Origin of the sequence: Burkholderia gladioli (assembly GCF_000959725.1) — a bacterium.
GTDB lineage: Bacteria > Pseudomonadota > Gammaproteobacteria > Burkholderiales > Burkholderiaceae > Burkholderia > Burkholderia gladioli.
The window spans coordinates 2,824,267-2,851,158 of the sequence record NZ_CP009322.1; the positions used below are offsets into that span (position 1 = coordinate 2,824,267).

Here is a 26,892-nt window from a genome sequence, read left to right on the forward strand (position 1 = left end):
CGGGTCACGCCGTCGGCTGCGCCCGCGATATCTTCTGCACGGCGCCGAACAGCTGATCCGCATCGAAGGGCTTCTGCAAGGCGGTCCAGGCAAAGGCCAGGTCCGCCGCCTTGGAAACCACGTGGCCGGACGCGAAGATCACGCGCAGGTGCGGATGGGCATGCACCGCCTGCCTCGCCAGCTCCATGCCGTCGATATCCGGCAAGGCCAGGTCCGTCAGGAGAATGTCGCAGGCCTCGCTGTCCAGCACCGCCAAGGCCCGGCGCGCATCCTCCGCGCGCAGCACGACGTGGCCGCCCATTTCCAGCAGCATCGCCGTCGCCTCCAGCGAATCCGCGTCGTCATCCACCACCAGCACCCGCCGGCCCACGACCTCGCCGCATGCCGGCGCGTCCTGCGGCTGCGGGCTGCTCGGCGTCGCCTCGCCGGACATGGCGGCCACGGCGGGCAGCGCGGGGGGCTCGCCGCTCACGGCGAGCATCTGGCGCAGCTTGGTCGCGAGTTGCTGGCGGCTATAAGGCTTGCTCAGCAACTCCACCCCGGGGTCGAGCCGCCCGCCATGCACGATCGCATTGCGCGTGTAGCCCGAGGTGAACAGGATCTTCAGGTTCGGCAGCAACTGCTTGGCCTGGCGCGCCATCTCCGGGCTGCGCAAGGGCCCGGGCATCACCACGTCGGTAAACAGCAGGTCGATATGCGCGCCGCTGCGGATCACGGCCAGCGCCTGCAGCGCGTCGTTGGCCTTCAGCACCTCGTAGCCCAGGCCCGTCAGCGTGTCGATCACGGTCGACTGCACGGAAGGATCGTCCTCCACCACCAGCACCGTCTCGCTACCCTGATGAATCGCGCCGGGCCTCGTGCGCGGCGCGCCGACGGGCATCCCGGCCGACCTCGGGAAATAGGCCTTCACCGTGGTGCCGTAGCCCACCTCGCTGTAGATGCGGATATGGCCGCCGCTCTGCTTGACGAAGCCATAGGCCATGCTCAGGCCGAGCCCCGTGCCAGCGCCTTCAGACTTGGTGCTGAAGAACGGATCGAAGGCGCGGGCCAGGATCTCGGCGGGCATGCCCACGCCGTTGTCGGTGACGGCCAGCATCACGTACTGCCCCGGCGGCACGTCCGATTCGGCCGCCACGTAACGCTCGTCGAGCGCCTCGTTCTCCAGCTCGAGCGTCAGCTTCCCGCCTTCGGGCATCGCCTCGCGGGCATTCACCGCGAGATTGAGCACGGCGTTCTCGAACTGATGCGGGTCGATCATGGTGTGCCAGAGCCCCGGCGCCACCAGCGTCTCGATGTCGATCGACTGGCCGAGCGTGCGCCTGAGCAGGTCGTCCATGTCGCGCAGTTGCCGCTCCAGGTTCACGACCACCGGCTGCAGCGCCTGCTGCCGCCCGAAGGCCAGCAGGTGCGTGGCCAGCCGGGAGCCGCGCTCGGTCGCGTCGATCGCCTTCTGCAGGCGCTCGATGGTCCAGGGGTCGCTTTCGTGGCGGCTCGTCAGCAGATCCAGGTTGCCGCGCAGCACCTGCAGCACGTTGTTGAAATCATGGGCGACGCCGCCGGTGAGCCGCCCCAGCGCTTCCATCTTCTGCGCCTGGAACAGCGCCACCCGCGCCTGCTCCAGTTGTTCGGCCGCCTGCTGGCGTTCGGTGATGTCGCGCGTCACCTTCGCGAAGCCGGCGAGTTCGCCCTCGTGCCGGATCGCGTCGATCACCACATGCGCGAAGAAGCGGCTGCCGTCCCGCCGGACCCGCCATCCCTCGGCCTCGAAGCGCCCGTTCCTGCGTGCCGTTTCCAGCGCGTTCTCGGGAACCCCGGCGGCCACGTCCTCCTCGGTATAGAAGCGCGAGAAATGCGAGCCGATGATCTGCTCGGACGCGTAACCCTTGATGCGCTCGGCACCCGGGTTCCAGCTGACGACATGGCCATCGGGGGAAAGCATGAAGATCGCGTAGTCCACCACGCCCTGCACCAGGATCCGGAACTGGCGCTCGCTTTCCAGCGCCGCATCCTGGGCGGCCTTCCTGTCGCTGATGTCGCTCAGTACCTTGACGAAGCCGAGCAGGGCGTCGCCGGGACCACGCAAGGCCGTCACGACGGCATCGGCCCAGAATGGCGCGCCGCCCTTGCGCACGCGCCATCCCTGTTCGGCATGGCGGCCGTGCGCGGCCGCGGCGGCCAGCGTCTGCGCGGGCGCGCCGGCGGCACAGGCCTTCTCCGGATAGAACGAGGAAAAATCCTGGCCGATGATTTCCGTGCCCTGGTAGCCGCAGGCGCGCTCGGCGCCGCGATTCCAGGTCAGGATGCGCCCCTGCGGCGACAGCAGGCAGATCGCATGGTCCTCGGTATCCCCAATCCATCCGCTTTGCCAGTCCCCCATCGGACCGGCCATCTGGTTCATCGCACTGTTCATGATCTGTCTAGCTTGCGTCACGTCCATCAATCCATCGGCTTACCCGCGCGATGCCGTCTCGTCACGTTCGTCCGAGCGCGGCAGCTCGATACGGAACGTGGTGTGATCCGCCTCGTCCGTCACCACCTTCACCGTGCCGCGATGCATCTGGGCGATCTTCTCGACGATGTGCAGCCCCAGCCCCAGGCCGGCCCGGCGCGGCGTGTCGGCCGCGCCGGGCCCGAAGGCCTCGAACAGATGCGGCACGACGTTCTCGGCAATCACGCCGCGATTGCGGACCTTGACCGACACCCGGTTCACCGCCTCGCCATCGACCTCCACCGTCACCACGCTGTCCGGCGCGCCATGCTGCAGGGCATTGCTGACGAGATTCGAAATCGCCTGCCATAGCAGGTCGCCATCCCAGTTGCCGGCGCCGTCGCCGCGCTCGACGATCTCGACGCGGTCACCGCCGTCGCCGCCGCGGAACTCGTCCGCGATCGAGCGGCACAGCGTGCCGAGCTGCACCGCCTCGCGCTGCAACTGAAGCCTGCCGCCCTGCAGGCGCGCGAGATTCAGCAACTGATGGACCATCCGCGCCATGCGCTGCGAACTGCTCTTGATGCGGTTCGCCACCTTCACCGTCTGCGGGCCGTTCGGCTCGCGCAGCAGGTACTCCGCCGAGGACAGCACCGCGCCGAGCGGCGTGCGCAGGTCGTGCCCGAGCACCGCCATCAGCATCTCGTTGGCCGCGAGCAGCGCGCGCGAAGTCTGCAACTCCTCGGCCAGCAGCCGCTTGTGGCGTTCGAGCTGCACGAAGACATCCACCTTCGCCTGCAGGATCTGCGGATTGACGGGCTTGTAGAGGAAGTCCACCGCGCCCGCCTCGTAGCCGCGGAAGGTGCGCGAGGCTTCCTCGGTGGTGGCGGTCAGGAAGATGATCGGCACATGGGCGGTGCGCGAGCTGCCGCGCATCAGCGAGGCGAGCTCGAAGCCGTTCATGTCCGGCATGTTGACGTCCAGCAGCGCCAGCGCCACCTCGTGCACCAGCAACAGCTCCAGCGCCGCGGTTCCCGATTGCGCCACCAGCAGGTTGACGCCATCCCGGGCCAGCAATGCCTGCAAGGCCGTGATGTTGTGGGCGATGTCGTCGACGATGAGAATGTTGACAGAAGCCATGGTCTGCATCAGGAGTAAGCGGAAAAGGCGGCCAGCCGGCCGGCCATGGTGAGCGGAGAAAGAATCTCATCCGCCGCGCCGCGCGCGATGGCCGCCAGCGGCATGGCCGACGCTTCGGCCGTGGCCGGGTCCTGCACCCAGGCGGTGCCGCCCGCGGCACGGATGCGGGCCAGCCCCGCCGCGCCGTCGTCGTTGGCACCCGACAACAGCACGCCCAGCAGGCGGCGGCGAAAACAATGAGCCGCCGATTCGAACAGCACATCGATCGACGGACGGGAAAAGGCCACGCGGGCATCCACCGACAGCGCCACCGTCAGGTCGTCGGCAACCAGCAGATGATAATCGGGCGGCGCCACGTAAACGTGACCGGCGGCCAGCGGCTCGCCGGCATCGGGCTCCTGCACCGGGAGCAGGCAATACCGCGCGAGCGCCTGGGCCAGATGGCTCGGCGCATCGGTGGGCAGGTGCACCACCACCATCACGATCGCGGGAAACGCGGCGGGCAGCGCGCCGAGCAGGATGGCCAGCACTTCGATGCCGCCGGCCGACGCGCCGATCGCGACCGCCTCGTAGGACGGCCGGGCGGGAGCAGGCAGCGCGCCGGGTGGAGACGAAGCAGGTAACGACATGGCCGTCAGCGTTTCCGGTAGATGCGTTCACGCCGGCTGAAATCCTCGAAGGCCGGATGCTGGCCCGAGAAACGCAGGCTCTCCTTGATCCCCAGGCCCAGGAAACCTCGCCGCACCAGGGTCCGCTCGAACAGGGCCAGCGCGCGCTCCCGCAGCTCGCGCTCGAAGTAGATCAGCACGTTGCGGCACGACACCAGATGCGCCTCGAGGAACACCTCGTCGGTCGCGAGGCTGTGGTCGGCGAACACCACCCGCTCGCGCAACCGGGACGCGATGCGTGCCCCACCGTAAGCGGCATGGTAGTAATCCGACAAGGACCGCTTGCCGCCCGCCTCCAGATAGTTCCGGGAGAAGCCCGGAATGCGGTCGGCGGCATAGATGCCGGCTTCGGCACGCGCCAGCGCGTCGGGATTGATGTCCGTCGCGTAGAACATCGTGCGATCCGTCAGCCCTTCCTCGTCGAACAGGATCTTCAGCGACCAGAGTTCCTCGCCATTGCTGCATCCCGCCACCCACACCTTGATGGAAGGATAGGTGCCGAGCACCGGCAGCACCTGCTCGCGCAGCGCCTGGAAATAAGCGGGATCCCGAAACATCTCGCTGACCTGCACCGTCAGGTACTGGAACAGGCGCGTGAACTCGTCCTCGTGGCGGAGAATGCGGTCCTGCAGTTGCGACAGCGTCGGATGGCCGAATTCCACCAGCGCCTGCGTCAGGCGCCGGCGCAGCGAGGGCAGCGAGTAGTGGCGAAAATCGTGCTGGTATTTCAGGTAGATCGCATCGAGCAGCAGCTTGAGCTCGATGTCGAAGTTATCCATGCGCAGCGCTTCGACGTCGTCGTCACCGTATTGCGATTCCATGCCGGCGGTCTCCATCCTAGCGCTGCCGCAGCCAGACACGACACAGCGACACCAGCTTGTCGATATCGATCGGCTTCGAAATGTAGTCGTCCGCGCCCGCCTCGATGCAGCGGATGCGGTCGTGCTCCATCGCCTTCGCGGTCAGCGCGATGATCGGCAGCCGCATGAAGCGCGCGTCTTTCCGGATCGCCGCCGTCGCGGCCAGGCCGTCCATCTCCGGCATCATCACGTCCATCAGGATCAGGTCGATCTTGTGCCCCTGTTCGAGCAGCTCCAGCGCCTCGCGCCCGTTGCGCGCGATGAACAGCTTGGCGCCGAGCGGCTCGATCACGTGCGAGAGCGCGAAGATGTTGCGTGCATCGTCTTCCGCCAGCAGGATCGAGCAGCCCTCGAAGATGTCGTCGCGCTGGCGCACGGTGCGCAGCATGCGCTGCTGTTCCGGCGCGAGGGTGGACTCGACGCTGTGCAGGAACAGCGTGACCTCGTCCAGCAGGCGCTCGGGCGAGCGGGCGCCCTTGATGATGATCGACTTGGAATAGCGCCGCAAGCGGTGCTCCTCGTCGGCCGACAGCGCGCGGCCCGTGTAGACGATCACCGGCAGCAGCGCGCGCGCCGGATCGGCGGCCAGCGTTTCGAGCAGGTCGTAGCCGGTGCCGTCAGGCAGCGCGAGATCCGTCACCACGCAATCGAAATCGACCAGGTTGAGGTTCTCCAGGGCGCTAGCCAGGGTGTCCACCGCCACGATCTCGGTGGTCTCGTTGGTGAGCAGGTCGCGGATGCCCTCGCGCATCGCCGTGTCGTCCTCGATCACCAGCACGCGCTTGAGACGATGCTGCAGGCGCCCCTCGATGCGCCGGATCGCGTCCTCCAGCGTCGCGCGCGCGGCAGGCTTGAGCGTGTATCCGGCCGCACCCAGGTGCAGGGCCTTCGCGATATGGTCGGTGGCGGCCACGATATGGATCGGGATATGGCGCGTGAGCGGATCGCTCTTCAGCCATTCGAGCACGGTGAGCCCGGAGCGATCGGGCAGCCCGACGTCGAGCAGGACCGCCGTGGGCTGCATGTCGCGCACCAGCGCGACGCCGGAGCTGCCGTCGGCCGCGTGCACGAAGTCGAAGTCGAGTTCGTGCACCAGATCGCGCAGGATGCCCGCGAATACCAGGTCGTCCTCGATGGCGAGGATCAGGCGGCCCGGGCGATGCCGGTTGTCGCGATCGTCGGCGATGGGCTTCGCGAGCATCGCGCCATGACCGCCCTGGCCGCCCTGACCGCCGCCATTCGCCTGGGCGACGGGGTTCGCGACGTCGGTGGCGCGCAGCGCCTCGCGCGCGTCCTGCGGCGCGGTCAAGACGTCGGCCTGCTGCGCGGCGCGCGCCGGGTCCAGCGCGGCGGCCGGCATGGCCAGGTCGAGCGGCAGGCGCAGCGTGAACACGCTGCCCGCGCCGGGTTCGCTCACCACGTCGATGCGCCCGCCCAGCAGCTCCGCGAACTTGCGCGAGATCGACAGGCCCAGGCCGCTGCCGCCGTAATGGCGGCTGGTCGAGCCGTCGGCCTGCTGGAACGCCTCGAAGATCATCTCGAGCTTGTCCGCGGCGATGCCGATCCCCGAATCGCGAACCTCGAAGCGGATCTCGCCCGCGCCATCCACCGAGATGCCCAGGGCGACCTCGCCGCGCTCGGTGAACTTCAGCGCATTGGAGAGGAGGTTGCGCAGGATCTGCACCAGCCGCTGATGATCGGTCACGATCGTGCCGGGCGTGCCGGGCGCACGCGTGATGGTCAGCGTCAGCGCCTTGCCCTCGGCGATCGGCGAGAACATTTCCCGCATCGACCGCATGACGGTATCCAGCACGACCGTCTCCGGCTCCATCACGATGTGCCCGGCCTCGACCTTCGACAAATCGAGGATGTCGTTGATCAGGTTCAGCAGGTCGCTGTTCGAGCTGTGGATCGTCTGCGCGTAGTGGACCTGCTCGTCGGTCAGGTTGCCGCCGCGGTTTTCCTGCAGCAGGCGGGCCAGGATCAGCGAGCTGTTCAGCGGCGTGCGCAGCTCGTGGGACATGTTGGCCAGGAACTCGGACTTGTAGCGGCTGGTCTGTTCGAGCCGCGCCGCGTTGGCCGAAAGCGATTGCTGGGCACTCACCAGTTCCGCCTTCTGCCGCTCCAGGCGCTGCGCGTATTCCTCGAGCTGCGCATTGGTCTGCTCGAGTTCGGCCTGGTGGGATTGCAGCCGCGCCTGCGAATCGATCAGCGCGCGCCCCCGCTCCTCCAGCCCCTCGTTGGCGACACGCAGTTCCTCCTGCTGGACCTGCATTTCCTCGTTGAGCTGCTGCGCCTCGGCCAGGGTTTCCTGCAGGCGCTCGCGATATTGCGCGGCGGCGATGAAGCCGCCCGCGCTGTTCGCGATCAGCTCCAGCAGTTCGAGATCGCGGTCCTCGACGTCGCGCATGAAGGCCAGCTCGATGACGCCGTTCACCACGTCGTCATTGACCACCGGCAGCACCACGAGATTGCGCGGCACCCCGCTGCCCAGCCCGGACGTCACCGTGAGGTAGGTGGCGGGGATGTCCTTCAGCACGGCCGTGCGCCGTGACGAGGCGGCCTGGCCGACCAGGCCCTCCGAATCCCGGAAGCTGCCGCCGCTCGCCTGCTCGTGGCTGAAGCCGTGCGTCGCCACCCGGCGCAGGTCGCCGGCCGCGGCATCGCGCACGTACAGGGCGGAAACCAGCGCGTCGAGATAGTTGGCGAGGAAATCGAGCGTGGCCTGCCCCACCGAGGCCAGGCTGCTCTGCCCGACCATCTTCTCGGCCAGCAGGCGCTGGCCGGAGCGCACCCAGACCTGCCGCTTCAGCACCTCGGTATGTTCGAGCTCCTGCCGCAGCGCGTCGTCGTAGGTGCCGGAGAGTTCCAGCAGCTCGCGGCGGCCGCGCCAGGCGAGCACACCGCTCACCAGCAGGCTGAACAGCAGGAAGGTGCCGACCACCACCGCCGTCAGGCTGCGCGCGGCGGCGCTGCGCTGCTGGCGCAAGGCCAGCTCGATATCCAGGAAGGAGGTGAATTCGCGGCGCGTCTCGTCGAATTCGCGCTGCCCCTTGCCAGCCTGGATCGCGCCGCTGTAGTCGGCGCCCTTGCGCCGCAGCTCGATGACCTCGTCGACCGAGCGGTTCCACAGCGCATGGATCGCCTGGATACGCTTGAGCGTCTCGACCTGGGGGGGATTGTCCTGCACCAGCTTCACCAGGGAATCGAGCTCGGACTGGAACTGGCGCTCGCCGACCTCGTACTGGGACAGGAAGCGCTCATCCCCCGTGATGAAAAAGCCCCGGCTCGACGACTGGCGCTCGACGGCCAGCCGCATCATCTCGTTGGCGTCGCCGATGACTCGCTCGGAATGCTCCACCCAGCTCATGGTCGAGACCAGGTACACCACCAGGCCGATGAACACCGCGACATTCACCAGGCCCATCACGAGCGGGAGCGCGATGTTGCGCTGAATGATCCTGCGGAAGGAACGCTGGTCGATAGCGTCGGTCATGTATGCCTTTTCATCGATTCACCCCATTCGAATCGGCTTTCAAGCCGATTTCGTCCCCGTGTGGCGCAGACTGGTCAATCCGGCCGGCACACGTCGTCCCACAAGAGGTCGAACTGTACAGGCCTCGACCGATCCGCGAAACAATCACCGCGATAGCGGCGGATTTCCCTTCGGGCGAGTTGTTTATTCGAAAACGTATTCGCGTGCTACTGGATCCGCATCGGCATTTCATCCGACATCGGTGCCACCCTCCGCGCGATGGCGGCATCGTTCATCGCGTCGTCAGGGGCGCCGCCCAGGGCCGCGAGCCCGCCGGCGATCGGGCCGATCTCCCCGTCGGCAGCCGTTTGCGGCTCCGGTTCGCCTTCTCCCTGGCCCCCCCCTGGCTGGTCGAGCCAGCGCAGCACGTCCGAACGGCCCGCCAGACTGGCCAGCATGCGCGCATCGGTGAGCATTTCCTGCTCGCCGCGCATCACCCGCCGCGCCATGATGCGCATCCCGGCGTCCAGCACCTCGCCGGGCCGGGCCGCCTCGATCAGCTCCGCGATTTCCTCGGCCAGGCCTTCCATGGCCAGGCATTTGGTCGAATTCAAGTCGATCGCGCACTGCGCGGCCAGCAACTCGATGAGCGCCAGGCGCCGCAGCGTCGCCTCGCGGCGGGCTTGCAGGCAGGTGGCGAGCGCCGGATCGGCGGCCAGCCGCGAGAGCGTCGAAAACAGCCTGGCCGCCTGCTTTTCGGCGTGGTGAAACTTCGACAAGGTGCGCAATAAAAGTAGGTCGATGGTTCTGATGGGCGCCATGATGAGCTCGTTGGTTAAACGGCGACGCATACTTAAAGCAATCGTCGTGCCACCTGGTTTCGCGCCCGTCGGACCAGGGCGCGCGAACCGTCCGCCCCTGCCCTCGCACCCTCGATGGAAATCGGCATCGCCCGGACAAGCCCTTCCCACCTGGCACGGATCTCGCATGTATCACGCATCCTATGTTTCGGCGTGCACCGAAACACTACCAATTACCCCCCGGCTGCTCGCACGAAAACGCGGGCTGCGGATAGCGATGACTTTGCAGTTTTTGCCAAAAACCGGAATAACGATGAACAATTTTCAACACGAAGGCTCGGCCGGCGGCGGCCGATGCGGCATCGGCGCCGAGCGGCTGCCGCTTCGCGGCGACCTCGGCAAGATCGCAGCGCCCTTTGTCGGATCGGTTTACTCGGGATCGGATATGAACGAAAAGCATGGTGAAGGCGGCCTGTTCGGCCTGGCGCAAGTCCTGGGCGGCGCGCCTTCGGAACGTCAGGCAGCCGGCGGCAACCCGGGATCGCTCGCCAGGCCGTTCGAATGCCTGGGCCGGACCTGGATCGTGCATCGCGCCAGCGCGGCGAACCTCGGCGACATGCCGCGCTACGACATCGTCGACATGGAAACGGGCCGCAGCCAGGGCCAGGTCGCCGCGCCGACCCTCGCGGCCGCGCGGATCCTGGCGATCAGCTCGATGACGATGATGCCGATGCCCACCGCGAGCGAGCTGATCCGGCCGCGCCCGGCCGCCGGCAAGGCGAACGGGGCCGAGCGCCGCAACGATCCCTACCCGCCGCGCCTGCCGGCGCTCGACGCGGCCGCGGCTTGCGAACGCCCGCTGGCCGACGGCGGCATGCCGGGCGCGCACGGCACGGCCTGATCCGCTCGACGCGGCAGCGCCCGGGCCGCGAGCACGGTAACCGCGTTCGGTGCCGTGCTCTTGTATTTCCTACACGGCGCGCCGACGGAATCGGCCAAGCCGGCGCCGCACGGCGCGACGATCGCGTCGATGCCATTCGCGGCCCGGTTTTTGCTCGGCTCCTGCACCCTTCAGGAGCCTTGCCATGTCCACCGCGTTCGATACCCCGCAGTCCACCACCGCTGAACGAGCGACGCCGCCCGCTTCCCGTGAGGGCCGCTTCGCCCGCGCCATCCAGGAAGGACAGCCCTTCCCGCTCGGCGCGACGTGGAACGGGCAAGGCGTGAATTTCGCGCTGTTCTCCGCCCACGCCACCAAGGTGGAGCTTTGCCTGTTCGACGATGACGGCAAGACCGAACTGGAACGCATCGAGCTGCCGGAATACACCGACGAGGTGTTCCATGTGTTCGTGCCGGGCCTGGCGCCGGGCGCCGTCTATGGCTACCGCGTGCACGGCCCCTACGAGCCCGAACGCGGCCATCGCTTCAATCCCAACAAGCTGCTGCTCGATCCCTATGCGAAGGCGCATGTCGGCGAGCTGGTCTGGTGCCCCGAGATCTTCGGCTACACGCTCGATTCGCCCGACGGCGACCTGTCCTTCGACGAACGCGACAGCGCGCCCTTCGTGCCGAAATGCAAGGTGGTCGACTCGACCTTCTCGTGGACCCATCCCGATCGCAATGCCCTGGCGCCCGATCGCGTGATCGTCTACGAGGCGCACGTGCGCGGTTTCACGAAGATGCACCCGGAGGTGCCCGAGGCGGCACGCGGCACCTTCGCCGGCTTCGCGCACGAGCAGGTGATCGACTACCTGAAGGGGCTCGGCGTCACCACGGTCGAGCTGCTGCCGGTCCACACCTTCGTCAACGACAGCCAACTGCTCGACAAGGGCCTGACGAACTACTGGGGCTACAACACGATCGGTTTCTTCGCCGCCGATCCGCGCTATTTCGTCAACGGGAAGGCCTCGCTGGCCGAATTCAAGGAGATGGTGGACCGCTACCATCACGCCGGCCTCGAGGTGATCCTCGACGTGGTGTACAACCACACGGCGGAAGGCAACGAGCTCGGGCCGACGCTATCGTTCAAGGGGATCGACAACGCCTCCTACTACCGCCTGATGCCCGAGCAGCCGCGCTACTACATCAACGACACCGGCACCGGGAACACCTTCAACCTGTCCTGCCCGCGCGTGCTGCAGATGGTCACCGACAGCCTGCGCTACTGGGTGGCGGAAATGAAGGTGGACGGCTTCCGGTTCGACCTCGCCACCATCCTCGGCCGCGAGCCGCATGGCTTCGACGAGGGCGGCGGCTTCCTCGACGCCTGCCGCCAGGATCCGCTGCTAGCCAGCGTGCGCCTGATCGCCGAGCCCTGGGATTGCGGGCCCGGCGGTTACCAGGTCGGCGGGTTCCCGCCGGGCTGGTCGGAATGGAACGACACCTTCCGCGACACGGTGCGCGCCTTCTGGAAAGGCGACGAGGCGATGGCGCCCGAGCTTGCCCGGCGGATCACCGCCTCCGGCGACAAGTTCAACCACCGCGGGCGGCGCCCCTGGGCCAGCGTGAACTTCATCGCCGCGCACGACGGTTTCACGCTGAACGACCTGGTCTCGTACAACGACAAGCACAACGAGGCCAACGGCGAGGACAACCGCGACGGCCACTCGGACAACCGCTCCTGGAACATGGGCGTGGAAGGCCCCACCGACGATCCGGACATCCGCGAGCAGCGCGAGCGCCAGAAGCGCAACATGCTGGCGACGCTGCTGCTTTCGCAGGGCACGCCGATGCTGCTGGGCGGCGACGAGTTCGGCCGCAGCCAGCGCGGCAACAACAACGCCTATTGCCAGGACAACGAGATCAGTTGGGTCGACTGGGCCGGCATCGACGAGGACGGCCGTGCGCTGGCCGACTTCGTGCGCAAGCTGACCACCTTGCGCCAGCGCCTGCCGGTGCTGCGTCGCGGGCGCTTCCTGACCGGCGAGCACAACCCGGCGCTGGACGTGACGGATGCGCGCTGGCTCTCTCCGGCGGGCGAGGACCTCACGCAGGCGCAATGGGACGACGCCTCGATGCGCTGCTTCGGGCTGGTGATCGACGGGCGCGCCCAGGCCAGCGGCATCGTGCGGGCCGCGTCGGACGCCACCTTGCTGCTGGTGTTCAATGCGCATTTCGACGTGGTGGACTTCACCCTGCCCGAGATCCCGGAAGGCGAGCACTGGACCTGCCTGCTCGACACCAACGTGCCCGTGCGCGATGCCCTGCCCGAGCTGCGCAGCGGCGATGTCTACCAGGTGACGGGCCGCTCGCTGCTGCTGTTCGCGCTCGAGGCGCCGAGCGCCGCGACGCAGCGCGTGTTCGATCGTCTGGAGACGGCGCTGACCGACAGCACCGAGTAAGGCCGGCTGATCGGCCGGAAAGGCACGCCAGGGAACGGGGTTCCATATAATTCATGACGTTTCGACTCGTCATGAACGAGCTGCATGCCCGGCTCGAAGGAACCCCGATGACACTTGCCCAGTTGCAGGCGCTTGCCGCCGTGGTCGAGCTCGGCTCGCTGACGGCCGCCGCCGATCGGCTCAATCGCAGCCAATCCGCCATCAGCCATGCCTTGACCGAGCTGGAGGAGATCACCGAGGTCAAGCTGCTGGCGCGCGACCGGCAGCCGGTGGTATTGACCGCCGCCGGCGAACGCCTGTGGCCCTATGTGCGCAACGTCGTGCGCGAGGCGCAGACGCTGCGCCAGCAGTTCAGCCTGTCGCGCGGCCGGCTGGAAGGACGGCTGGTGGTGGCCTCGCTGCCGAGCGTCTCGCTGGCCTTCGTCGTGCCGGCGCTCGAGGCGCTCAAGGCGATGCACCCGGAAGTCACGGCGGTGCTGCTGGAAGGCACCGACAGCGAGGTGGAAGGCTGGATCGAGGACGGCACGGCCGACCTCGGCGTGGTGGCCGGCGACAAGACCTTTCCCCACAATCTGCCCTTGCTCGACGAGGATTTCGTCGCGGTCGCGGCACCCGGCGCGTTTCCGGGCCGTCGGAGCATCTCGCCCCGGCAGTTGTCCGCGCAGCCCTTCATCTACTCGAAGGCCGGTTGCGGCCCGCTGATCGCGGATTACTTCGCCAGGCACGATGCCGCGCTGCAGGCCGCCTTCAACGTCGTCGAGATGCGCACCATCCTGTCGATGGCCGAGGCCGGCATGGGCGTGTCGATCGTGCCGCGCATCACGCTGAGCTACACGCCGTTCAGCGGGCAGGTGCTGGAGCTGTCGCCGAAGCTGCAGCGCTCCGTGCGGCTGTCGTGGCACGCAGGCGGCAACGCGGTCGGCGATGAATTCCTCAGGCTGGTTGGCGAACAAGGCGACAAGGCCGCCAAGGCGATCCGGGCACGAGCGAAAAAGACCAGGTAAGGCGCCATGAACGGCGTTCATGGGGGGCTTGCAGTCAATTCATGCCGCTCGATGCCGGGATGCAATATATTGCAGGCACCCTCGCCACTTCGAAGGAACCCATCGTGCCGGCCCTGCCTACCTTGCTCGCCTTCGGGCTCGTGTCGCTCGGCATGGTCCTGACGCCGGGCCCGAACATGATCTACCTGATTTCGCGCTCGATCTGCCAGGGCCGCCGCGCCGGCCTGCTCTCGCTCGGCGGCATCGCGCTCGGTTTCGTGTTCTACATGGTGTGCGCGGCCTTCGGGATCACCGCCCTGGTGTTGACCGTGCCTTACGCGTATAACGCCTTGCGCATCGGCGGCGCGCTCTACCTGCTCTATCTCGCCTGGCAGGCGCTCAAGCCGGGCGGGCGCTCGGCGTTCCAGATCCGGCGATTGCCGCGCGACAGCCGCCGCAAACTCTTCGTGATGGGCTTCGTCACCAACCTCGCGAATCCGAAGATCGCCGTGATGTACCTGTCGCTGCTGCCGCAGTTCATTTCGCCGGGGCACGGCAGCGTGCTGGCGCAATCGCTGGTGCTCGGCGGCGTGCAGATCGCGGTCAGCCTCGGCGTCAATGCGCTGATCGCCTGCATGGCGGGGTCGATCGCGGCGTTTCTCGCCGGGCGGCCGGTTTGGGCAGCAGTGCAGCGCTGGTTGATGGGGACGGTGCTGGCCGGGTTGGCGGTGCGCATCGCGATGGATTCACGGCGTTAGTCGAGATGAGCCAACCACGCGAAGATGATCTCGTACGAGCCGTACGAGAGAATCAATGGAACCAACTGATCCTGGAGCGAGCGCCGCAACTCGGCATCGACGACTGGTGGCTCACGGCCGGATGCATTGCGCAATCGGTCTGGAACCTGGCTGCCAAGCGCGCTATCCATCTCGGCATCCGCGACTACGATCTGTTCTATTACGATCCCGATACCTCCTGGGAAGCCGAAGATGCGATCATCGCCTCGGCGGCAAGATTGTTTGCCGACCTTCCAGTGGAAGTCCAGATCCGCAATCAGGCTCGCGTTCCGATCTGGTATCGGGAGAAATTCGGCATTCCGTTTGGCGATGTCACCAGGGCCGCGGACGGCATCGATCGATTTCCCTGTGCGACGGTCGCCATCGGCGTGCGGGTTCGGGACGGAGGTTGCGAAATCCATGCTCCGTTTGGTCTTGGCGACTTGTTCGACGGGCGCCTGAAGCCGAACCGGGCCCTGCCCATAGCGCATGTGTACGCAGAGAAAACGGCGCGCTGGCAACTGGAATGGCCGCATCTGTCATGCGAGCCCTGGTAGCGTTGCGACTCGATGGCATGAACTACGCGAGTCGCGAATAGATCCGCGAGTTCCGCAGCGAGCCGTCAGGTGCAACCCGTTCGTGACGCAGGATTCCTTCGAGATCCATGCCGACTCGCTCGCACAATCGCCAGCTTCGCAAGTTGAGATCGTCGGTCACTGCCTCGACGCGATTAGCCGCGAGGCTCGAAAAGACGAACGCCAGGACCGCCCTCACGGCTTCGCTCATCAAGCCCTTTCCGCCAAAGGAAGTTCGTCCCCACCAGCCGATTTCGAAGCCCCTCGACGACCAACGGGGCCGATGCAGGCCGCCGCAGCCGATCAAGGTATCGGTATCACGGAGCAGAAACAACAAGGGGAAATCTCGGCGCATGGCAAAGTTGGCCGCCCCATTTCTTGCGTAAGCCTCGGAGGCTTCCAGCGATGGCGCTTCGAGTGCCCACGGCAAATAGGCCGGGAATTCGCGCAGCATCTCGAGCGATTCGATCGTTGCCTCGAAAACCTTCCCGCCGTCGCCTACGCGAGGCGCTCGAATGATCAAGTGCTCGCTCTCGATCGCATCGGGCAAGTCAATGAGGATGGGATTCATGGTCGAAGTATAGATGCGCCGTTCCGCCCCCTCAATTCTCGCGCTCCCGCCGACCTTTCAAAGCGATACCGCAATCGTCCAAACACGAGGGAGGCCGGACATCCCCGTCCAGCCTCCCTCCCCTCACACGCTCAGCGCACCCGCGCGTTCAACTTCTCCACCAGCACATCGCCGAACTCCGGCGCCGACATCGGCTGCTGCCCCGTGATCAGTTCGCGATCGACCACCACGTTGCTATGCCAGTTCGCCACCGAGTCGACATGCGCGCCGGCTTCGGCCAGGGCATTCACCGGGTAGAACTGCACATTGCCGCCCAGCCCGTTCGGCCCTTCGAGCGCCTGTTCCTCGCCGGTCGAGAACACCGTCAGGCGATAACCGGCATACGGCCAGCCGCTCGCCAGGGCATTGGCCTTGCCGTCGTTGGCGATCATCGACTGCACGAAGGCATGCGGATCATGCAGCGCGGCGAGCAGCACGATCGGCCCGTGGCAGATGATGCCGGTGGGACGGCCGCTGTCATGGAAGCTCAGCAGGATCTTGCCGAGGTTGCGGTCTTCCAGCAGGTCCACCATCGGGGCATGGCCGCCGGGGATGAACAGGCCGACATAGCCGCCGGCGCCTTCGGCCACCACCGAGGCCAGCGTCTTCGGGTGCTTGAGCTGCTCGATGCCTTGCGCGTACTTCAGCGCATCGGCGCGCGCCGCGTCGTCGCCGCCGAAGAACATCTTGTTGTTCGAATTCGCGTCCATCACCGGCATGTCGCCCTTGGGATTGGCGATCACCGGCTCGTAGCCCGCCTCAACCAGCTTGCGGTAGGGCACCACGAATTCGTTGAGGTAGTAGCCGGTCTGGTACTTCTTGCCGTCGCGCAGATCGAGTTGATGGGCACTCGACATCACCACCAGCACCTTGCCGCGCGACTGCGCGGAAGCGCCAAGGGGAACGGCGAAGGTGGTGGCCGCCGTCAGCAAGGCAGCACCGATCTTGAACAGGTTCTTCATGGTAGGACTCCTTCAGGAAAGGGAAACGATTCAGGCACCGGCCTTGGCGTCCAGCACGTAGCGCGGCGCGGCCTTGGCATTGGCGAACTGCGGCGCCAGCGCGCGGCGGTCCGCTTCCCAGCGCGTCCAGCCCTCGCCGTCGTGCAGGGTCGGGATGGTCACCAGTTCGCCCGCGTCGAGCCCGACCAGGGCGGCATCCACCAGGTCCTCGGCCGTCATGGTGCTGGCCGCTTCCTTCTGCTTCGCGTAGCCGGCCACGTCCCAGAACTCGGTCGCGGTCGCGGCGGGCAGCACCGACTGCACGCGCACGCCCTTGCCGGCCAGGTCACGCTGCAACGCGTGGCCGAAGCTCAGCACATAGGATTTCGAGGCGCTGTAAACGCCGTTCAGCATTTCCACGGCAATCCCCACCACCGAACTGATGTTCACGATGGTGCCGGCGCCGCGCGCCACGAAGGCCGGCGCCACCGCATAGGTCAGCCGCGTGAGCGCGGTGATGTTCAGCTTGATCATGTCCTCCATGGCGTCGACATCGCCATTCAGGATCGAGGCGACCGAGCCGACGCCCGCGTTGTTCACCAGCATCGTGATGCCGGCGTTCTCGCGCAGCACGCTCTCGACCTTCGCCAGCGAGGCACGGTCGTTGAGATCGGCGACCAGCGGCGTAACCGAGCGGCCCGTTTCGGCCACCAGGCGACTGGCGAGCGCGTCCAGGCGATCCTGGTTGCGCGCCACCAGGATCAGGTCGTAGCCGCGCTTGGCCAGGCGGTCCGCGTAGATGGCGCCGATGCCGGCCGAGGCGCCCGTGATCAATGCGATTCCTTTCGTCGAGGCAGTCATGTCTTTTCCTTTCGTTGGGGTGATCCGGCTGGGTGCCGGTTCGTGAAGGGAATTCTGGTCGTGACCGCGGCCATCCTCAATGTCGTATATGCAATGATTTAGGACATGACTGGCAGAGAAGCCGGCGTGGACGGCAGGAACGCCGAATGACAGGAAATGGAAAGGAAAACGACGGAAAGTAGCGCGACGGGCCCCGCGCTCGATCATGTCCGCATCGTGCTAGATTCAACGAATCCGGACATTCGCCCTGCCAAACGCCATGCATTCCGTCGGTCTCGTCGTCTACCCCAATTTCCAGTCGCTGGCGCTCGCCGTGGCCAGCGTGTTCGAGTACGCGAACCTGCTGCACGGCGACGAGGTCTATCGCTTCCGCATCGTCTCGGAGCACGGCGGCCTGGTGGCGTCCTCGCAGGGTTTCTCGGTGCAGAGCGAGCCGCTCGCCGAGGCGGGCTACGACACGCTGATCGTCGCCGGCGACAACGAATGCCGGCTTCCCTCGGCCGCGCTGCTCGACTACACGCGCCGCGCGCCGCAGCACTCGCGGCGGGTGGCCTCGATCTGCACGGGCGCCTTCGTGCTGGCCGAAGCCGGCCTGCTGGAAGGCAAGCGCGTGACCACGCACTGGCTCCATGCACGCAACTTCAAGAAGCAGTATCCGGGGGTCCAGCTCGACGAGGACCGCATCTTCGTGGTGGACGGGCAGATCTGGACCTCGGCCGGCATGAGCGCGGGCGTCGATCTCGCGCTCGCCATCGTGGAGAGCGATCTCGGCCTGGAGACGGCGCGCGGCGTGGCCCGCAAGCTGGTGCTGTACCAGCGGCGCGGCGGCGGGCAATCGCAGTTCTCGGCCCTGCTCGAACTGGATGCGCGATCCGATCGGGTCCAGATGGCGCTTGCCTATGCGCAGGAAAACCTCGCCGCCGATTTGTCCGTGGAGCGGCTGGCGGAAGCCGCCCACTTGAGCCCGCGCCAGTTCAGCCGCGTGTTCCGCGAGGAAACCGGGCAATCGCCTGCCAAGGCGGTCGAGCGGCTGCGCGTGGAGGCCGCGCGCCTGATGATGGAAACCACCCGCCATCCGATCGAGGTCATCGCGCGCGAAACCGGCTTCGGCGATCGGGAGCGGATGCGCCAGGCCTTCCTGCGCGCCTTCGGCCAGGCACCGCAGACCATCCAGCGAGCCGCGGGCAACGCGCCGCTCACGGCTTGAATGCCGCCCAACTGATCGTGGCCGGCATGAGTTTCTCGGCGGTCGACCTCAGCGAGGTGCCGACTGGGCGCCGGGACTGCCGTTAGGCAAGGTCACACGCCGTGGCAGACCGCGCGAATCCGCCGGCTCACTGCTCGCCAGGCGTCCAATCGGGGCTGTAGCCGCCGAGCGCCGGGTGGTACATCTCGTCGCCGGAATGTTGGGTGAACTCGACATTGAGCCGGTCCTCGCGCAGGCCGAGGATGTCGATGCAATGCGCGCACAGCGCCTTGGCCACCGCCATGCGCTGCTCCGGCGGCCGGCCCTTGCGGATGTCGAGCATCATCACGGCCACCGGCACGGGCGCCTCGCCGGCCTCGGCGATGCGCCAGACGCCGCCGGCCCCCAGTTCGCGGATCGCCACGCTGATGCGCCGGATATCCACCTCCATCATGCGGGCATAGGTCTGGCTCATCTCGGCGGCGAGCCGCTGCTTCTGCTCCACCGAGTAATGGTCGTTCACGTCGAGTTGCAGATAGGGCATGGGTTCGAGCCTCCAGAAAAAGATGTCGCTCCGGCACGGCGCCGGTGCCAGCATCCGATTCTCGCACCTGGCCCGGCACGTCCTCCATGTCGGATTCGCAAGGATTCGAGACATGCCGCGCCGCCCATGCACGCCCCGGCGCGCGATCGAACGGGGCCAGGCGGGCGGCTCGGATGCGTCCCAGGCGGATGACGGTCGCGTCTGAAAATCGCGGCGCGAATCCTCGCGCCAACCACCTCGATCGACCCTTGATCGACCCGCGAGAGCCTCTCTGACAGCCCGCGCCGCAAGCCCGCCGCCGATGCACGCCCACCCCGCGAAGCCGCCACGGCGCGACGCCGCGAGGCTCGGGTTTACACTGCCTGCCGCTGCTCCCGCTTTTCTGCCATAAAGCTCCGCCAGCCCGTGTTTTCCGGCGCGGACATCGCCCGGACGGGCCGACGCGAGACGACAGAAAGGAATGAATCATGCGGCGGATGCCTTCGCTGATTGCACTGCGTTTTTTCGAGGAGACCGCCCGTCATCTGAGCTTCAACCGTGCCGCCACCTCGCTGTGCGTCACCCAGGGCGCCGTGAGCCGGCAGATCCGCCTGCTGGAGGACAGCGTCGGCGCGCGCCTGTTCGAGCGCGACCACAAGGGCGTCAAGCTGACCGCCGCCGGCATGCTGCTGCTGCCCTTCATCGAGCAGGCCTTCGACACCATCGAGCGCGGCGTGCTCGAGATCACCGCCGTGCAGCCCGGCCGCAAGCGCCGGCTGACCGTCTCGGTGCCGCCCACCTTCGCCACCCAATGGTTCTCGCCGCGCCTGGGCACGCTGTTCGAGACGCTGCCCGAGGTCGACCTGTCGATCCGCACCGAGCCCGGCGACGATTGCCATTGCCATATCCGCTTCGGCCGCGCGGCGCGCGCCGACATGCTCTCGGAGCGGCTGATGATGGAGCGCCACGCGCTGGTGGGCGCGCCGCGCTACGCCGGGCTGCCGCTCGATTCGCTGTTCGGCCGGGTGCCCTCGCTGCACGTGCTGCACGAGGGCAAGCGCCTCACGCTGTGGGCCGACTGGTGCGCCCAGGCCGGCGTGCCGGTGGCGCGGATCGGCGACGGCATCGAATTCTCCACGCTCGAACAGGCGATCCACGCGGCGCGCAAGGGCGCCGGGCTGGCGGTGGTCGACCTGGGCATGATCGAGGAGGAGATCGCCGAGGGCAGCCTGGTGCCGCTCTCGCCGGTCGAGGCGATCGGCCCTTACGGCTACTGGCTCGACATCGCGCCCGAGCGGCTCGACGACGAGCACGTCGGAGCCTTCGTCGCGTGGCTGCGCGGGCAGGCGGCAGTCAGCCAGGCCGCCCAGGCCTGACCAGCGCGCGGCGCGAGCCGCCGCGCCGCCTCCGCCATCACGCCATCCCGCCCGAGCTCAGAACTTCTCGGTCCAGGGCCGCACCTCGATCTCCCAGGACCAGGCGCTGCGATGCTGGCGCAGCAGGTCCGCGTAGACGCGCGCGATCGCGTCGGGGTCGAGCGTGCTGTCGGGCGCGTCGGCCGGATCGGGGCGCTGCGCCGAGCGCACCATGCCGTCCACCACGATATGCGCGACGTGGATGCCCTTGGGCGTCAGCTCGCGCGCCGCGCTCTGCGCCAGCCCGCGCAGCGCGAACTTGCCCATCGCGAACGGCGCCGACAGCGCGAAGCCCTTCACCCCGGCGGTGGCGCCGGTCAGCAGGATCGCGCCCTTGCCGGCCGGCAGCATGCGCCGCGCCGCCTGCTGCACGGCATGGAAGGCGCCCATCGCCGAGACGGCCAGCGCCTGCTCCACCTGGGCCGCGTCGAGTTCGGCGATCGGCCCGCGCAGGCGCCCGCTGGCGTTGTAGACGACGATCTCGGGCGCGCCGATGCGCGCCTCGGCCTGCTCGAACAGCCGTTCGACCTGGGCCGCGTCGCTGGCGTCGACCGGCAGCGCGATCGCGCCGGTTTCGGCGGCCAGCGGCGCGAGCCGCTCGGGATGCCGCGAGGCGATCGCGACCTGCAGGCCGGCCTCGCGCAGCAGCCGCGCCAGCGAGGCGCTGATGCCGGGGCCCGTGCCGATGATGAGGGCATTGCGATAGGGGATGTCGCTCATGGTGTCACCGTGGATGGAGTGTCGAGGGCGCCGGCGCGATCGGAACGCATCGCTGGCCCGCCCGCCTGGGCGGCGCCGCCTGCCGGCCGTCCGCCGAGCATAGTGGATCGCGCCGCCGGCTGCAGGCGGCCCCGCCGGCCGGGCCGCGCCCGGCGGCGGCCAGGCGGCATTGTTCGCGAATCGCGGATACTCAGTCGCCTTCCGGCTCGTTTATTGGGCCCCGGACCTTGTCGAGAATGGCTTCAACGGTCGAGCGACCGCCAGACCATCCAGCCAACCGATCAAGGACATCCCATGCAACTGCACAGCTTCCATCTTTCCGGCCACTCGCATCGCGTTCGCCTGCTCCTCTCGCTGCTCGGCGTCGAGCACGAGGTCCACGAGGTCGACCTGCGCCAGCGCCAGCAGAAATCGCCCGACTACCTGCGCATCAACCCGCTCGGCCAGGTGCCGGCGCTGGTCGACGGCGAGCAGGTGATCGTCGATTCGACCGCGATCCTGGTCTACCTGGCCCGCAAGCACGGCCCGTCCTGGCTGCCCGCGGACGCGACCGGCGCGGCACGCGTGCAGCGCTGGCTGTCGGCGGCTTCGGGCGAGGTGGCGCACGGCCTCGCGGCGGCCCGCGCGATCCAGTTGTTCAAGCTGCCGCGCGATCCCGCCGAGGCGATCGCCAAGGGCGAGGCCTTCCTCGCCGCGCTCGATCGGGAGCTGGCAGGCAGCGACTGGCTCGCCGGCAACGCGCCAACCATCGCCGATGTCGCGATCTACGCCTACGTGGCGCGTGCCGGCGAAGGCAAGGTGGATCGTTCGAACTGCCGGAACGTGACGCGCTGGCTGGAGCGGGTCGAGGCGCTGCCGGGCTTCGTGCCCTTCGTGCGCTCGCCGATCGGCTTCGACGCACCGACGTCGGATCAGGAGGCGGTATGAACACGGGCTTGATCGAACGCGCGCGCATCGAGCTCGATGCCGCGCCGGGAAAGGAAGGGGCGATCGTCCAGTTGAGCGAGGCGAGCGCCACGCGCAGCAGCAGCGTGGTCGATCTCGCGCCTTCGCAGCGCCTCGAACTCGATGGCGGCTCGCGACACGACCTCTATCTGCTGCGCGGCAGCGCCGATCTGTCTGGCGAGCCGCTCGCCAGGGACGATTTCGTCACGCACGCGGGCGAGGCGCTCACGCTGCGCGCCGGTCCGCAAGGCGCGCGAGTGCTGGTCTATCGCGAAGCCGGCGCCGCGCCCGGCGGCACCGCGATCGAGCGCGCCGCGCAGCGGCAATGGCTTGCGGGCCGCCACCCGCACATGCAGGTGGTGCCGCTGCCGAGCGAGGGGCATCGCCTGAGCCTGGTGGCCTGGGAGCCCGGCGCGCGCACGCGCGATCACACGCATCCCCAGGGCGAGGAGATCTTCGTGCTGAGCGGCACGCTGCGCGATGGCGAGCAACGGCTCACGGCCGGCACCTGGATGCGCCTGCATCCCGGCACGCATCACGAGCCCTTCGCCGACGAGCCGGCCGTGATCCTGCTGCGCCATGGCCATCTGCTGGCGCAGCCGGATCAGCCCTGAGCGAGATGCGCCTTGAGACGGTCGATCAGCGCGCGGACCTTCGGGGGCGTGTGCCGGCCCGGCGGCAGCAGCGCGTGCATCGCCATCGCCGGGCCGGCCCAATCGGCATGGACACGCACCAGCCGGCCCGCGGCGATGTCGCCATGCACCGTGAAATCGGGCAGCCAGGCCAGCCCGGCGCCTTCGGCCGCGGCGGCGCGGCAGGCGTACATGGTGTCGGCCAGCAGGCCCGGCGCGAAATCGAGCACCAGGGTTTCGCCGCCGGCCTTGCGCAACTGGCAGCGCAAGGGATGCGCCAGCACCGAGAGCCCGACGAAGGGCAGCCCCGCCGCCTCGGCGACGTCGCCCGGCAGGCGATGCCGCGCGAGCCAGGCGGGGCTCGCCACCAGCCACTTTTCATACTTGCCGACGGTTACCGCGCGCAGGCTCGAATCGGCCAGCTCGCCGAGCCGGATCGCCACGTCGACGCCCTCGGCCAGCATGTCGATGAAGCGATCGCCCGACACCATCTCGATGCGCAGCTCCGGATGTGCTTCGCGCATCGCCGCCAGCACCGGCGCGAGCACGATCGCGCTGAACTCGACCGAGGCCGCCACGCGCAAGGTGCCGCGCAGCGTCTCGGCGGCCGGGTTGACGGAGGACACGGCCTCGTCGGCCAGCTCGGCCAGGCGCCGCGCTGCCTCGAAGAAGGAAGCGCCGGCCTCGGTCACGTGGATGCGCCGCGTGGTGCGCGCGATCAGGGTGGTGCCGAGCTCGTCCTCGAGCCGCTGCACGTGCTTGCCGACCGCGGTCTTGCCGATGCCGAGCCGCTCGGCCGCGCGCGTGAGCGAGCCGGTCTCGACCACCGCGATGTAGATCAGGAGTTGCTCGAAGCTCAGCTTGCGTAGATCGGTCATGGCGCGGCGGTCGGTGAGGACGGGCGACGGCGCGCGAGGCGGCGCCGTCTGGGTCGGAGGGAAGCGCGATGCGCCGGATTATATCGGCGCGCGCGCCATGCGAGGCGGGCGGGACGCGCCGAAGAAGACGCGGGGGAAGGTGCCGAAAAGCACGCCGCGCGGGCCGCCCGCGACGGGCTCCGCGCCCGCCGGCCGGCGCTTCGGGTATAGTCCGCATACACGAAACACGGGCCGCCCGGCGGCTTACAGCAAGATGCGCACGATTGTCAGGTTGTGGAAAGCCAACAAGGGCTTCATCGCCTTCCTGTTCCTGATGGTGATCTTCCGCAGCGCGGTGGCCGACTGGAACGTGGTGCCCAGCGGCTCGATGCTGCCGACCATCCGGATCGGCGACCGGATCCTGGTCGACAAGATGGCCTACGACATCCGCATCCCCTTCACCCACGTGCGCCTCGCGCGGCTGCACGAGCCGCAGCGCGGCGACATCGTCACGATCGACTCGGCGGCGGCGCACGAGTTGCTGGTCAAGCGCCTGATCGGCCTGCCCGGCGACACGGTGGCGATGCACGACAACGTGCTGACCATCAACGGCAAGCGCGCCGACTACCGCCCGATCGGCAGCAACCTGCTGCGCAGCGATGCCGATTCGCCGGGCGAGTACCTGGCCGAGCGGATCGGCGGCGCGCCGCACACGGTGCGCCTCTCGCCCGAGGCGCCGAGCCCGCGCGAATCCTTCGGCCCGATCGTGGTGCCGCCGGGCCAGTACCTGATGCTCGGCGACAATCGCGACAACAGCGCCGACTCGCGCTACTTCGGCTTCTTCCCGCGCGACGAGATCATGGGCCGCGCGCGCCGCGTGGCCTTCTCGCTGGACCCGAGCCGCGATTACCTGCCTCGCCTCGATCGCTTCGGCCGCCGCCTCGATGCGCCGCTGGGCTGAGCCGCGCCGCCGGCGCGCGGCATGGGCGGGACTCGCCGCGGCCACCACGCTGTTCAGCGCGGCGGCCCGGGCCGCCTGCGATACGGCGCCCTCGCGCTGCCCCGACAATCCCGAACTGCCGGCTGCCGTACAGAAGCTGGTCCCCGCCGGCTATGAAGTGCTCGATCACCTGGCCGGCTCGCTGACCGACGCGGGACGCACCGACTATCTGGTGGTGGTGCACCGGATCCCCGATACCGAAGCACGCCCTTCCGCGCGTCCGCTGCTGCTGATCACGCAGGGCGCCGATGGCCGCTACACGCTGGCGGCCCGCAATGATTTCGTGGTGATGCGCGCCGACCAGGGCGGCGTATCGGGCGACCCCTACCTCGATCTGGACGACAACGGCCTCGCGATCAAGAACCGCTATTTCTCGGTCCAGAACGGCGTGGCCGCCGGGCCGAACCACTGGAGCGACAACATCACGTTCCACTACGATGCGGCTCGGCGCGGCTGGCTGTTCCACCAGGAAATCGTCCACAGCAGCGAGCCGAATCCCGATCCCCGCCCCGACGCCGACGCGCTGCTGCCCGACCAGGCCAGCGTGATCAAGGCCGATCGCCAACGGCCCGTGAGCTTCGACGCGTGGCGCCCGAAGCATTGAATGATTGAATCCGCGATGACCGACACGCCCACCCTGAGCGGCCAGCTCGTCGAGCTGCGCCCCCTGGGCTCCGTCGGTGCGGAGCAACTGCTGGCGGCCGCCGCGGACGGCGAACTCTGGAACCTGAAGGTCACCAACGTGCCCGGGCCGGACACGGTCGAGGCCTATCTGGCGAAGGCCTTCGAGGGCGAGCGTGCCGGTACCGTGATGCCGTTCGCGATCGTCCATCGCGAGACCGGCCGCGTGGTGGGCAGCACGCGCTTCTGGAAGATCGACCGCGCCAACCGCAAGCTCGAGATCGGCCATACCTGGCTCGGTGCCTCGATGCAGCGCTCCGGCGCCAACACCGAATGCAAGTATCTGCTGCTGGTGCATGCCTTCGAGGTGCTCGGCTGCGTGCGCGTGCAGTTCACCACCGACGTGCTCAACGAAAAGTCGCGCGCCGCGATCCTGCGCATCGGCGCCACGCAGGAAGGCATCGTGCGCCACGAGCGCATCATGCCGGACGGGCGCAAGCGCGACTCGGTGCGCTTCAGCATCATCGACGACGAGTGGCCCGCGACCCGCCAGCATCTGGAGCGGTTGCTGGCGAAGGCTTGAGACTCGCGCGCCGATACACCGATTCCAGCGTGGCGACCGCATCGGCGCCGAAGCGCTCGACGATGAAATCGATGAAGCTGCGCAGCTTCGGCGAGATCCGCCGCTCCGGCAGGTAGAGCAGGTTCAGCGCGCGCTCGGGCGCGGGGTAATCGGGCAGCACTTCCACCAGGCGCTTGGCGCGGATATCGTCGCCGACCAGCACGGACGGCAGCATGGCGATCCCCAGCCCGCCCAGCACGGCGCGCCGCAGCGCCTCCGAATTGTCGATCCGCAGCCGGCCCTCGATCGGTACGCGCGACGGCCCGTCAGGCCCGTCCAGCAGCCACTCGGCCTTGGCCGCGTACCATTCCGAGCGCGGCGGATAGGCATAGCTCAGGCATTGATGCGCCGCCAGGTCCGCCGGCGTCGACGGCTCGCCGTGCGCCTTCAGGTAGGCCTTCGAGGCGCACAGCATCAGCCGGTACGATGCCAGCGGCCGCGCCACCACATCCTCGCTGCCCGGCGCGCCGACGCGGATCGCCGCCTCGAAGCCGTCGTCGATCAGGTTGGTCAGCGCATCGGTGGCGACCACGTCGAGCCTGACCTCGGGATAACGCGCGTAATAGTCGGCCAGCGACGGAATCAGGCACTCGTTGCTGAACACCACCGGCGCGGTCACGCGCAGCCGCCCGCGCGGCGTCGCCAGATGGTCGAGCGCGAGGCGCTCCGAATCGTCGACCAGGCCGAGGATCTCGATGCAGCGCTCGTAATAGGCCTGGCCGAACGCGCTGAGCTGCTGCTTGCGCGTGGTGCGATGGAGCAGCCGCGTGCCGAGCCGCGCCTCCAGCGCCTGCAGGTGGTTGCCGACCATGGTCGGCGACAGGTCGCAGGCGAGCGCGGCCGCGCTGAGGCTGCCGCTCTCGACCACGCGCACGAAGACGGTCATCGCTTTGAGTAGGTCCATTGCGCAATA

At 68.1% G+C, this 26,892-nt stretch carries 25 protein-coding genes; 12 read left to right on the plus strand and 13 right to left on the minus strand.

Translation table 11 applies throughout. The annotated features are described in order from the left end of the window. Positions 1–4: 4 nt before the first annotated feature. From BM43_RS12325 to BM43_RS37500, 6 genes are all read right to left on the minus strand, one after another. Positions 5–2,437, minus strand: coding sequence for a hybrid sensor histidine kinase/response regulator (locus BM43_RS12325; RefSeq protein ID WP_088555584.1), 2,433 nt, complete (start codon positions 2,435–2,437; stop codon positions 5–7). A 12-nt stretch (positions 2,438–2,449) separates the two neighbouring features. Beyond that, positions 2,450–3,577: a hybrid sensor histidine kinase/response regulator gene (locus BM43_RS12330; RefSeq protein ID WP_080742082.1), complete on the minus strand. Its 1,128-nt coding sequence runs from the start codon at positions 3,575–3,577 to the stop codon at positions 2,450–2,452. Further along, positions 3,577–4,197 (minus strand): chemotaxis protein CheB, encoded by a 621-nt coding sequence (locus tag BM43_RS12335; RefSeq protein WP_036055395.1) that lies wholly within the window; start codon positions 4,195–4,197, stop codon positions 3,577–3,579. The genes BM43_RS12330 and BM43_RS12335 overlap by 1 nt, the downstream gene beginning before the upstream one ends. Before the next feature lie 5 nt (positions 4,198–4,202). Beyond that, positions 4,203–5,057 (minus strand): CheR family methyltransferase, encoded by an 855-nt coding sequence (locus tag BM43_RS12340; RefSeq protein WP_017919732.1) that lies wholly within the window; start codon positions 5,055–5,057, stop codon positions 4,203–4,205. Between the two features lie 16 nt (positions 5,058–5,073). Then, entirely contained in the window at positions 5,074–8,592 is a 3,519-nt protein-coding gene (locus BM43_RS12345; protein ID WP_036055394.1) for a response regulator, read from the minus strand. A 206-nt stretch (positions 8,593–8,798) separates the two neighbouring features. Further along, positions 8,799–9,392: a DUF892 family protein gene (locus tag BM43_RS37500; protein ID WP_158380923.1), complete on the minus strand. Its 594-nt coding sequence runs from the start codon at positions 9,390–9,392 to the stop codon at positions 8,799–8,801. A gap of 166 nt (positions 9,393–9,558) precedes the next feature. On the opposite strand from BM43_RS37500, the gene BM43_RS37505 reads away from it, so the two are divergent. From BM43_RS37505 to BM43_RS12375, 5 genes are all read left to right on the plus strand, one after another. Further along, positions 9,559–10,272, plus strand: a complete 714-nt coding sequence (locus BM43_RS37505; protein WP_144417651.1) for a hypothetical protein — start codon at positions 9,559–9,561, stop codon at positions 10,270–10,272. A 184-nt stretch (positions 10,273–10,456) separates the two neighbouring features. Further along, a complete protein-coding gene (glgX, locus tag BM43_RS12360; protein WP_230676394.1) occupies positions 10,457–12,712 on the plus strand; it encodes a glycogen debranching protein GlgX in 2,256 nt (751 codons plus the stop codon). Between the two features lie 107 nt (positions 12,713–12,819). Further along, positions 12,820–13,716 carry a LysR family transcriptional regulator gene (locus BM43_RS12365; protein ID WP_036055393.1) on the plus strand — a complete coding sequence of 299 codons (897 nt, stop codon included), beginning with the start codon at positions 12,820–12,822 and terminating at the stop codon, positions 13,714–13,716. A 104-nt stretch (positions 13,717–13,820) separates the two neighbouring features. Beyond that, positions 13,821–14,453, plus strand: coding sequence for a LysE family translocator (locus BM43_RS12370; RefSeq protein WP_036057112.1), 633 nt, complete (start codon positions 13,821–13,823; stop codon positions 14,451–14,453). A 5-nt stretch (positions 14,454–14,458) separates the two neighbouring features. Next, positions 14,459–15,028 (plus strand): nucleotidyltransferase family protein, encoded by a 570-nt coding sequence (locus BM43_RS12375; RefSeq protein ID WP_036032496.1) that lies wholly within the window; start codon positions 14,459–14,461, stop codon positions 15,026–15,028. A 22-nt stretch (positions 15,029–15,050) separates the two neighbouring features. Here the strand turns inward: BM43_RS12375 and BM43_RS12380 are convergent, their stop codons facing one another. From BM43_RS12380 to BM43_RS12390, 3 genes are all read right to left on the minus strand, one after another. Beyond that, positions 15,051–15,617 carry a GNAT family N-acetyltransferase gene (locus tag BM43_RS12380; protein ID WP_036055392.1) on the minus strand — a complete coding sequence of 189 codons (567 nt, stop codon included), beginning with the start codon at positions 15,615–15,617 and terminating at the stop codon, positions 15,051–15,053. A 131-nt stretch (positions 15,618–15,748) separates the two neighbouring features. Further along, positions 15,749–16,618 (minus strand): type 1 glutamine amidotransferase domain-containing protein, encoded by an 870-nt coding sequence (locus BM43_RS12385; protein WP_036055391.1) that lies wholly within the window; start codon positions 16,616–16,618, stop codon positions 15,749–15,751. Positions 16,619–16,648: 30 nt separating this feature from the next. Continuing rightward, complete coding sequence (locus BM43_RS12390) at positions 16,649–17,458, minus strand: SDR family NAD(P)-dependent oxidoreductase (protein ID WP_036055390.1); 810 nt, start codon at positions 17,456–17,458, stop codon at positions 16,649–16,651. 259 nt (positions 17,459–17,717) lie between these two features. On the opposite strand from BM43_RS12390, the gene BM43_RS12395 reads away from it, so the two are divergent. Beyond that, on the plus strand, positions 17,718–18,665 hold the full coding sequence (locus BM43_RS12395) for a GlxA family transcriptional regulator (protein WP_036055389.1): 948 nt from the start codon (positions 17,718–17,720) through the stop codon (positions 18,663–18,665). A gap of 127 nt (positions 18,666–18,792) precedes the next feature. Here the strand turns inward: BM43_RS12395 and BM43_RS12400 are convergent, their stop codons facing one another. Next, the gene (locus BM43_RS12400) at positions 18,793–19,188 is read right to left on the minus strand and encodes a tautomerase family protein (protein WP_036032485.1); all 396 of its coding nucleotides are present in this window, start codon (positions 19,186–19,188) and stop codon (positions 18,793–18,795) included. Positions 19,189–19,655: 467 nt separating this feature from the next. Here BM43_RS12400 and BM43_RS12410 point away from each other — a divergent pair, with 467 nt between their 5' ends. Continuing rightward, entirely contained in the window at positions 19,656–20,543 is an 888-nt protein-coding gene (locus BM43_RS12410; RefSeq protein ID WP_036055388.1) for a LysR substrate-binding domain-containing protein, read from the plus strand. 57 nt (positions 20,544–20,600) lie between these two features. Here the strand turns inward: BM43_RS12410 and BM43_RS12415 are convergent, their stop codons facing one another. Next, on the minus strand, positions 20,601–21,302 hold the full coding sequence (locus tag BM43_RS12415; RefSeq protein WP_036032480.1) for an SDR family NAD(P)-dependent oxidoreductase: 702 nt from the start codon (positions 21,300–21,302) through the stop codon (positions 20,601–20,603). A 294-nt stretch (positions 21,303–21,596) separates the two neighbouring features. On the opposite strand from BM43_RS12415, the gene BM43_RS12420 reads away from it, so the two are divergent. Together BM43_RS12420 and BM43_RS12425 are read left to right on the plus strand one after the other, a co-directional pair. Further along, positions 21,597–22,229: a glutathione S-transferase family protein gene (locus BM43_RS12420; RefSeq protein WP_036055387.1), complete on the plus strand. Its 633-nt coding sequence runs from the start codon at positions 21,597–21,599 to the stop codon at positions 22,227–22,229. Then, on the plus strand, positions 22,226–22,861 hold the full coding sequence (locus tag BM43_RS12425; protein ID WP_036055386.1) for a cupin domain-containing protein: 636 nt from the start codon (positions 22,226–22,228) through the stop codon (positions 22,859–22,861). The genes BM43_RS12420 and BM43_RS12425 overlap by 4 nt, the downstream gene beginning before the upstream one ends. Here BM43_RS12425 and BM43_RS12430 read toward each other — a convergent pair. Further along, complete coding sequence (locus BM43_RS12430; RefSeq protein WP_013691389.1) at positions 22,852–23,757, minus strand: LysR family transcriptional regulator; 906 nt, start codon at positions 23,755–23,757, stop codon at positions 22,852–22,854. The two genes, BM43_RS12425 and BM43_RS12430, sit on opposite strands and share 10 nt — an antisense overlap. A 253-nt stretch (positions 23,758–24,010) precedes the next feature. On the opposite strand from BM43_RS12430, the gene lepB reads away from it, so the two are divergent. Genes lepB through BM43_RS12445 form a run of 3 tightly spaced genes read left to right on the plus strand, consistent with a single transcriptional unit; the run spans position 24,011 to position 25,940 of the window. Continuing rightward, a complete protein-coding gene (gene lepB / locus BM43_RS12435) occupies positions 24,011–24,697 on the plus strand; it encodes a signal peptidase I (protein WP_013691394.1) in 687 nt (228 codons plus the stop codon). Beyond that, a complete protein-coding gene (locus BM43_RS12440; protein WP_036055385.1) occupies positions 24,681–25,340 on the plus strand; it encodes a hypothetical protein in 660 nt (219 codons plus the stop codon). The genes lepB and BM43_RS12440 overlap by 17 nt, the downstream gene beginning before the upstream one ends. Further along, a complete protein-coding gene (locus BM43_RS12445) occupies positions 25,341–25,940 on the plus strand; it encodes a GNAT family N-acetyltransferase (RefSeq protein ID WP_042285037.1) in 600 nt (199 codons plus the stop codon). Here the strand turns inward: BM43_RS12445 and BM43_RS12450 are convergent. Then, a complete protein-coding gene (locus BM43_RS12450) occupies positions 25,879–26,883 on the minus strand; it encodes a LysR family transcriptional regulator (RefSeq protein WP_080742080.1) in 1,005 nt (334 codons plus the stop codon). The two genes, BM43_RS12445 and BM43_RS12450, sit on opposite strands and share 62 nt — an antisense overlap. Positions 26,884–26,892 lie beyond the last annotated feature (9 nt).

Excerpts from the sequence above, each read along its gene's own strand:
- BM43_RS12325 (WP_088555584.1), bottom strand. The coding sequence starts at position 2,437 with ATGGACGTGACGCAAGCTAGACAGATCATGAACAGTGCGATGAACCAG.
- BM43_RS12330 (WP_080742082.1), bottom strand. The coding sequence starts at position 3,577 with ATGCAGACCATGGCTTCTGTCAACATTCTCATCGTCGACGACATCGCC.
- BM43_RS12335 (WP_036055395.1), bottom strand. The coding sequence starts at position 4,197 with ATGTCGTTACCTGCTTCGTCTCCACCCGGCGCGCTGCCTGCTCCCGCC.
- BM43_RS12340 (WP_017919732.1), bottom strand. The coding sequence starts at position 5,057 with ATGGAATCGCAATACGGTGACGACGACGTCGAAGCGCTGCGCATGGAT.
- BM43_RS12345 (WP_036055394.1), bottom strand. The coding sequence starts at position 8,592 with ATGACCGACGCTATCGACCAGCGTTCCTTCCGCAGGATCATTCAGCGC.
- BM43_RS37500 (WP_158380923.1), bottom strand. The coding sequence starts at position 9,392 with ATGGCGCCCATCAGAACCATCGACCTACTTTTATTGCGCACCTTGTCG.
- BM43_RS37505 (WP_144417651.1), top strand. The coding sequence starts at position 9,559 with ATGTATCACGCATCCTATGTTTCGGCGTGCACCGAAACACTACCAATT.
- glgX (WP_230676394.1), top strand. The coding sequence starts at position 10,457 with ATGTCCACCGCGTTCGATACCCCGCAGTCCACCACCGCTGAACGAGCG.
- BM43_RS12365 (WP_036055393.1), top strand. The coding sequence starts at position 12,820 with ATGACACTTGCCCAGTTGCAGGCGCTTGCCGCCGTGGTCGAGCTCGGC.
- BM43_RS12375 (WP_036032496.1), top strand. The coding sequence starts at position 14,459 with ATGAGCCAACCACGCGAAGATGATCTCGTACGAGCCGTACGAGAGAAT.
- BM43_RS12380 (WP_036055392.1), bottom strand. The coding sequence starts at position 15,617 with ATGAATCCCATCCTCATTGACTTGCCCGATGCGATCGAGAGCGAGCAC.
- BM43_RS12385 (WP_036055391.1), bottom strand. The coding sequence starts at position 16,618 with ATGAAGAACCTGTTCAAGATCGGTGCTGCCTTGCTGACGGCGGCCACC.
- BM43_RS12390 (WP_036055390.1), bottom strand. The coding sequence starts at position 17,458 with ATGACTGCCTCGACGAAAGGAATCGCATTGATCACGGGCGCCTCGGCC.
- BM43_RS12395 (WP_036055389.1), top strand. The coding sequence starts at position 17,718 with ATGCATTCCGTCGGTCTCGTCGTCTACCCCAATTTCCAGTCGCTGGCG.
- BM43_RS12400 (WP_036032485.1), bottom strand. The coding sequence starts at position 19,188 with ATGCCCTATCTGCAACTCGACGTGAACGACCATTACTCGGTGGAGCAG.
- BM43_RS12410 (WP_036055388.1), top strand. The coding sequence starts at position 19,656 with ATGCGGCGGATGCCTTCGCTGATTGCACTGCGTTTTTTCGAGGAGACC.
- BM43_RS12415 (WP_036032480.1), bottom strand. The coding sequence starts at position 21,302 with ATGAGCGACATCCCCTATCGCAATGCCCTCATCATCGGCACGGGCCCC.
- BM43_RS12420 (WP_036055387.1), top strand. The coding sequence starts at position 21,597 with ATGCAACTGCACAGCTTCCATCTTTCCGGCCACTCGCATCGCGTTCGC.
- BM43_RS12425 (WP_036055386.1), top strand. The coding sequence starts at position 22,226 with ATGAACACGGGCTTGATCGAACGCGCGCGCATCGAGCTCGATGCCGCG.
- BM43_RS12430 (WP_013691389.1), bottom strand. The coding sequence starts at position 23,757 with ATGACCGATCTACGCAAGCTGAGCTTCGAGCAACTCCTGATCTACATC.
- lepB (WP_013691394.1), top strand. The coding sequence starts at position 24,011 with ATGCGCACGATTGTCAGGTTGTGGAAAGCCAACAAGGGCTTCATCGCC.
- BM43_RS12440 (WP_036055385.1), top strand. The coding sequence starts at position 24,681 with ATGCGCCGCTGGGCTGAGCCGCGCCGCCGGCGCGCGGCATGGGCGGGA.
- BM43_RS12445 (WP_042285037.1), top strand. The coding sequence starts at position 25,341 with ATGATTGAATCCGCGATGACCGACACGCCCACCCTGAGCGGCCAGCTC.
- BM43_RS12450 (WP_080742080.1), bottom strand. The coding sequence starts at position 26,883 with ATGGACCTACTCAAAGCGATGACCGTCTTCGTGCGCGTGGTCGAGAGC.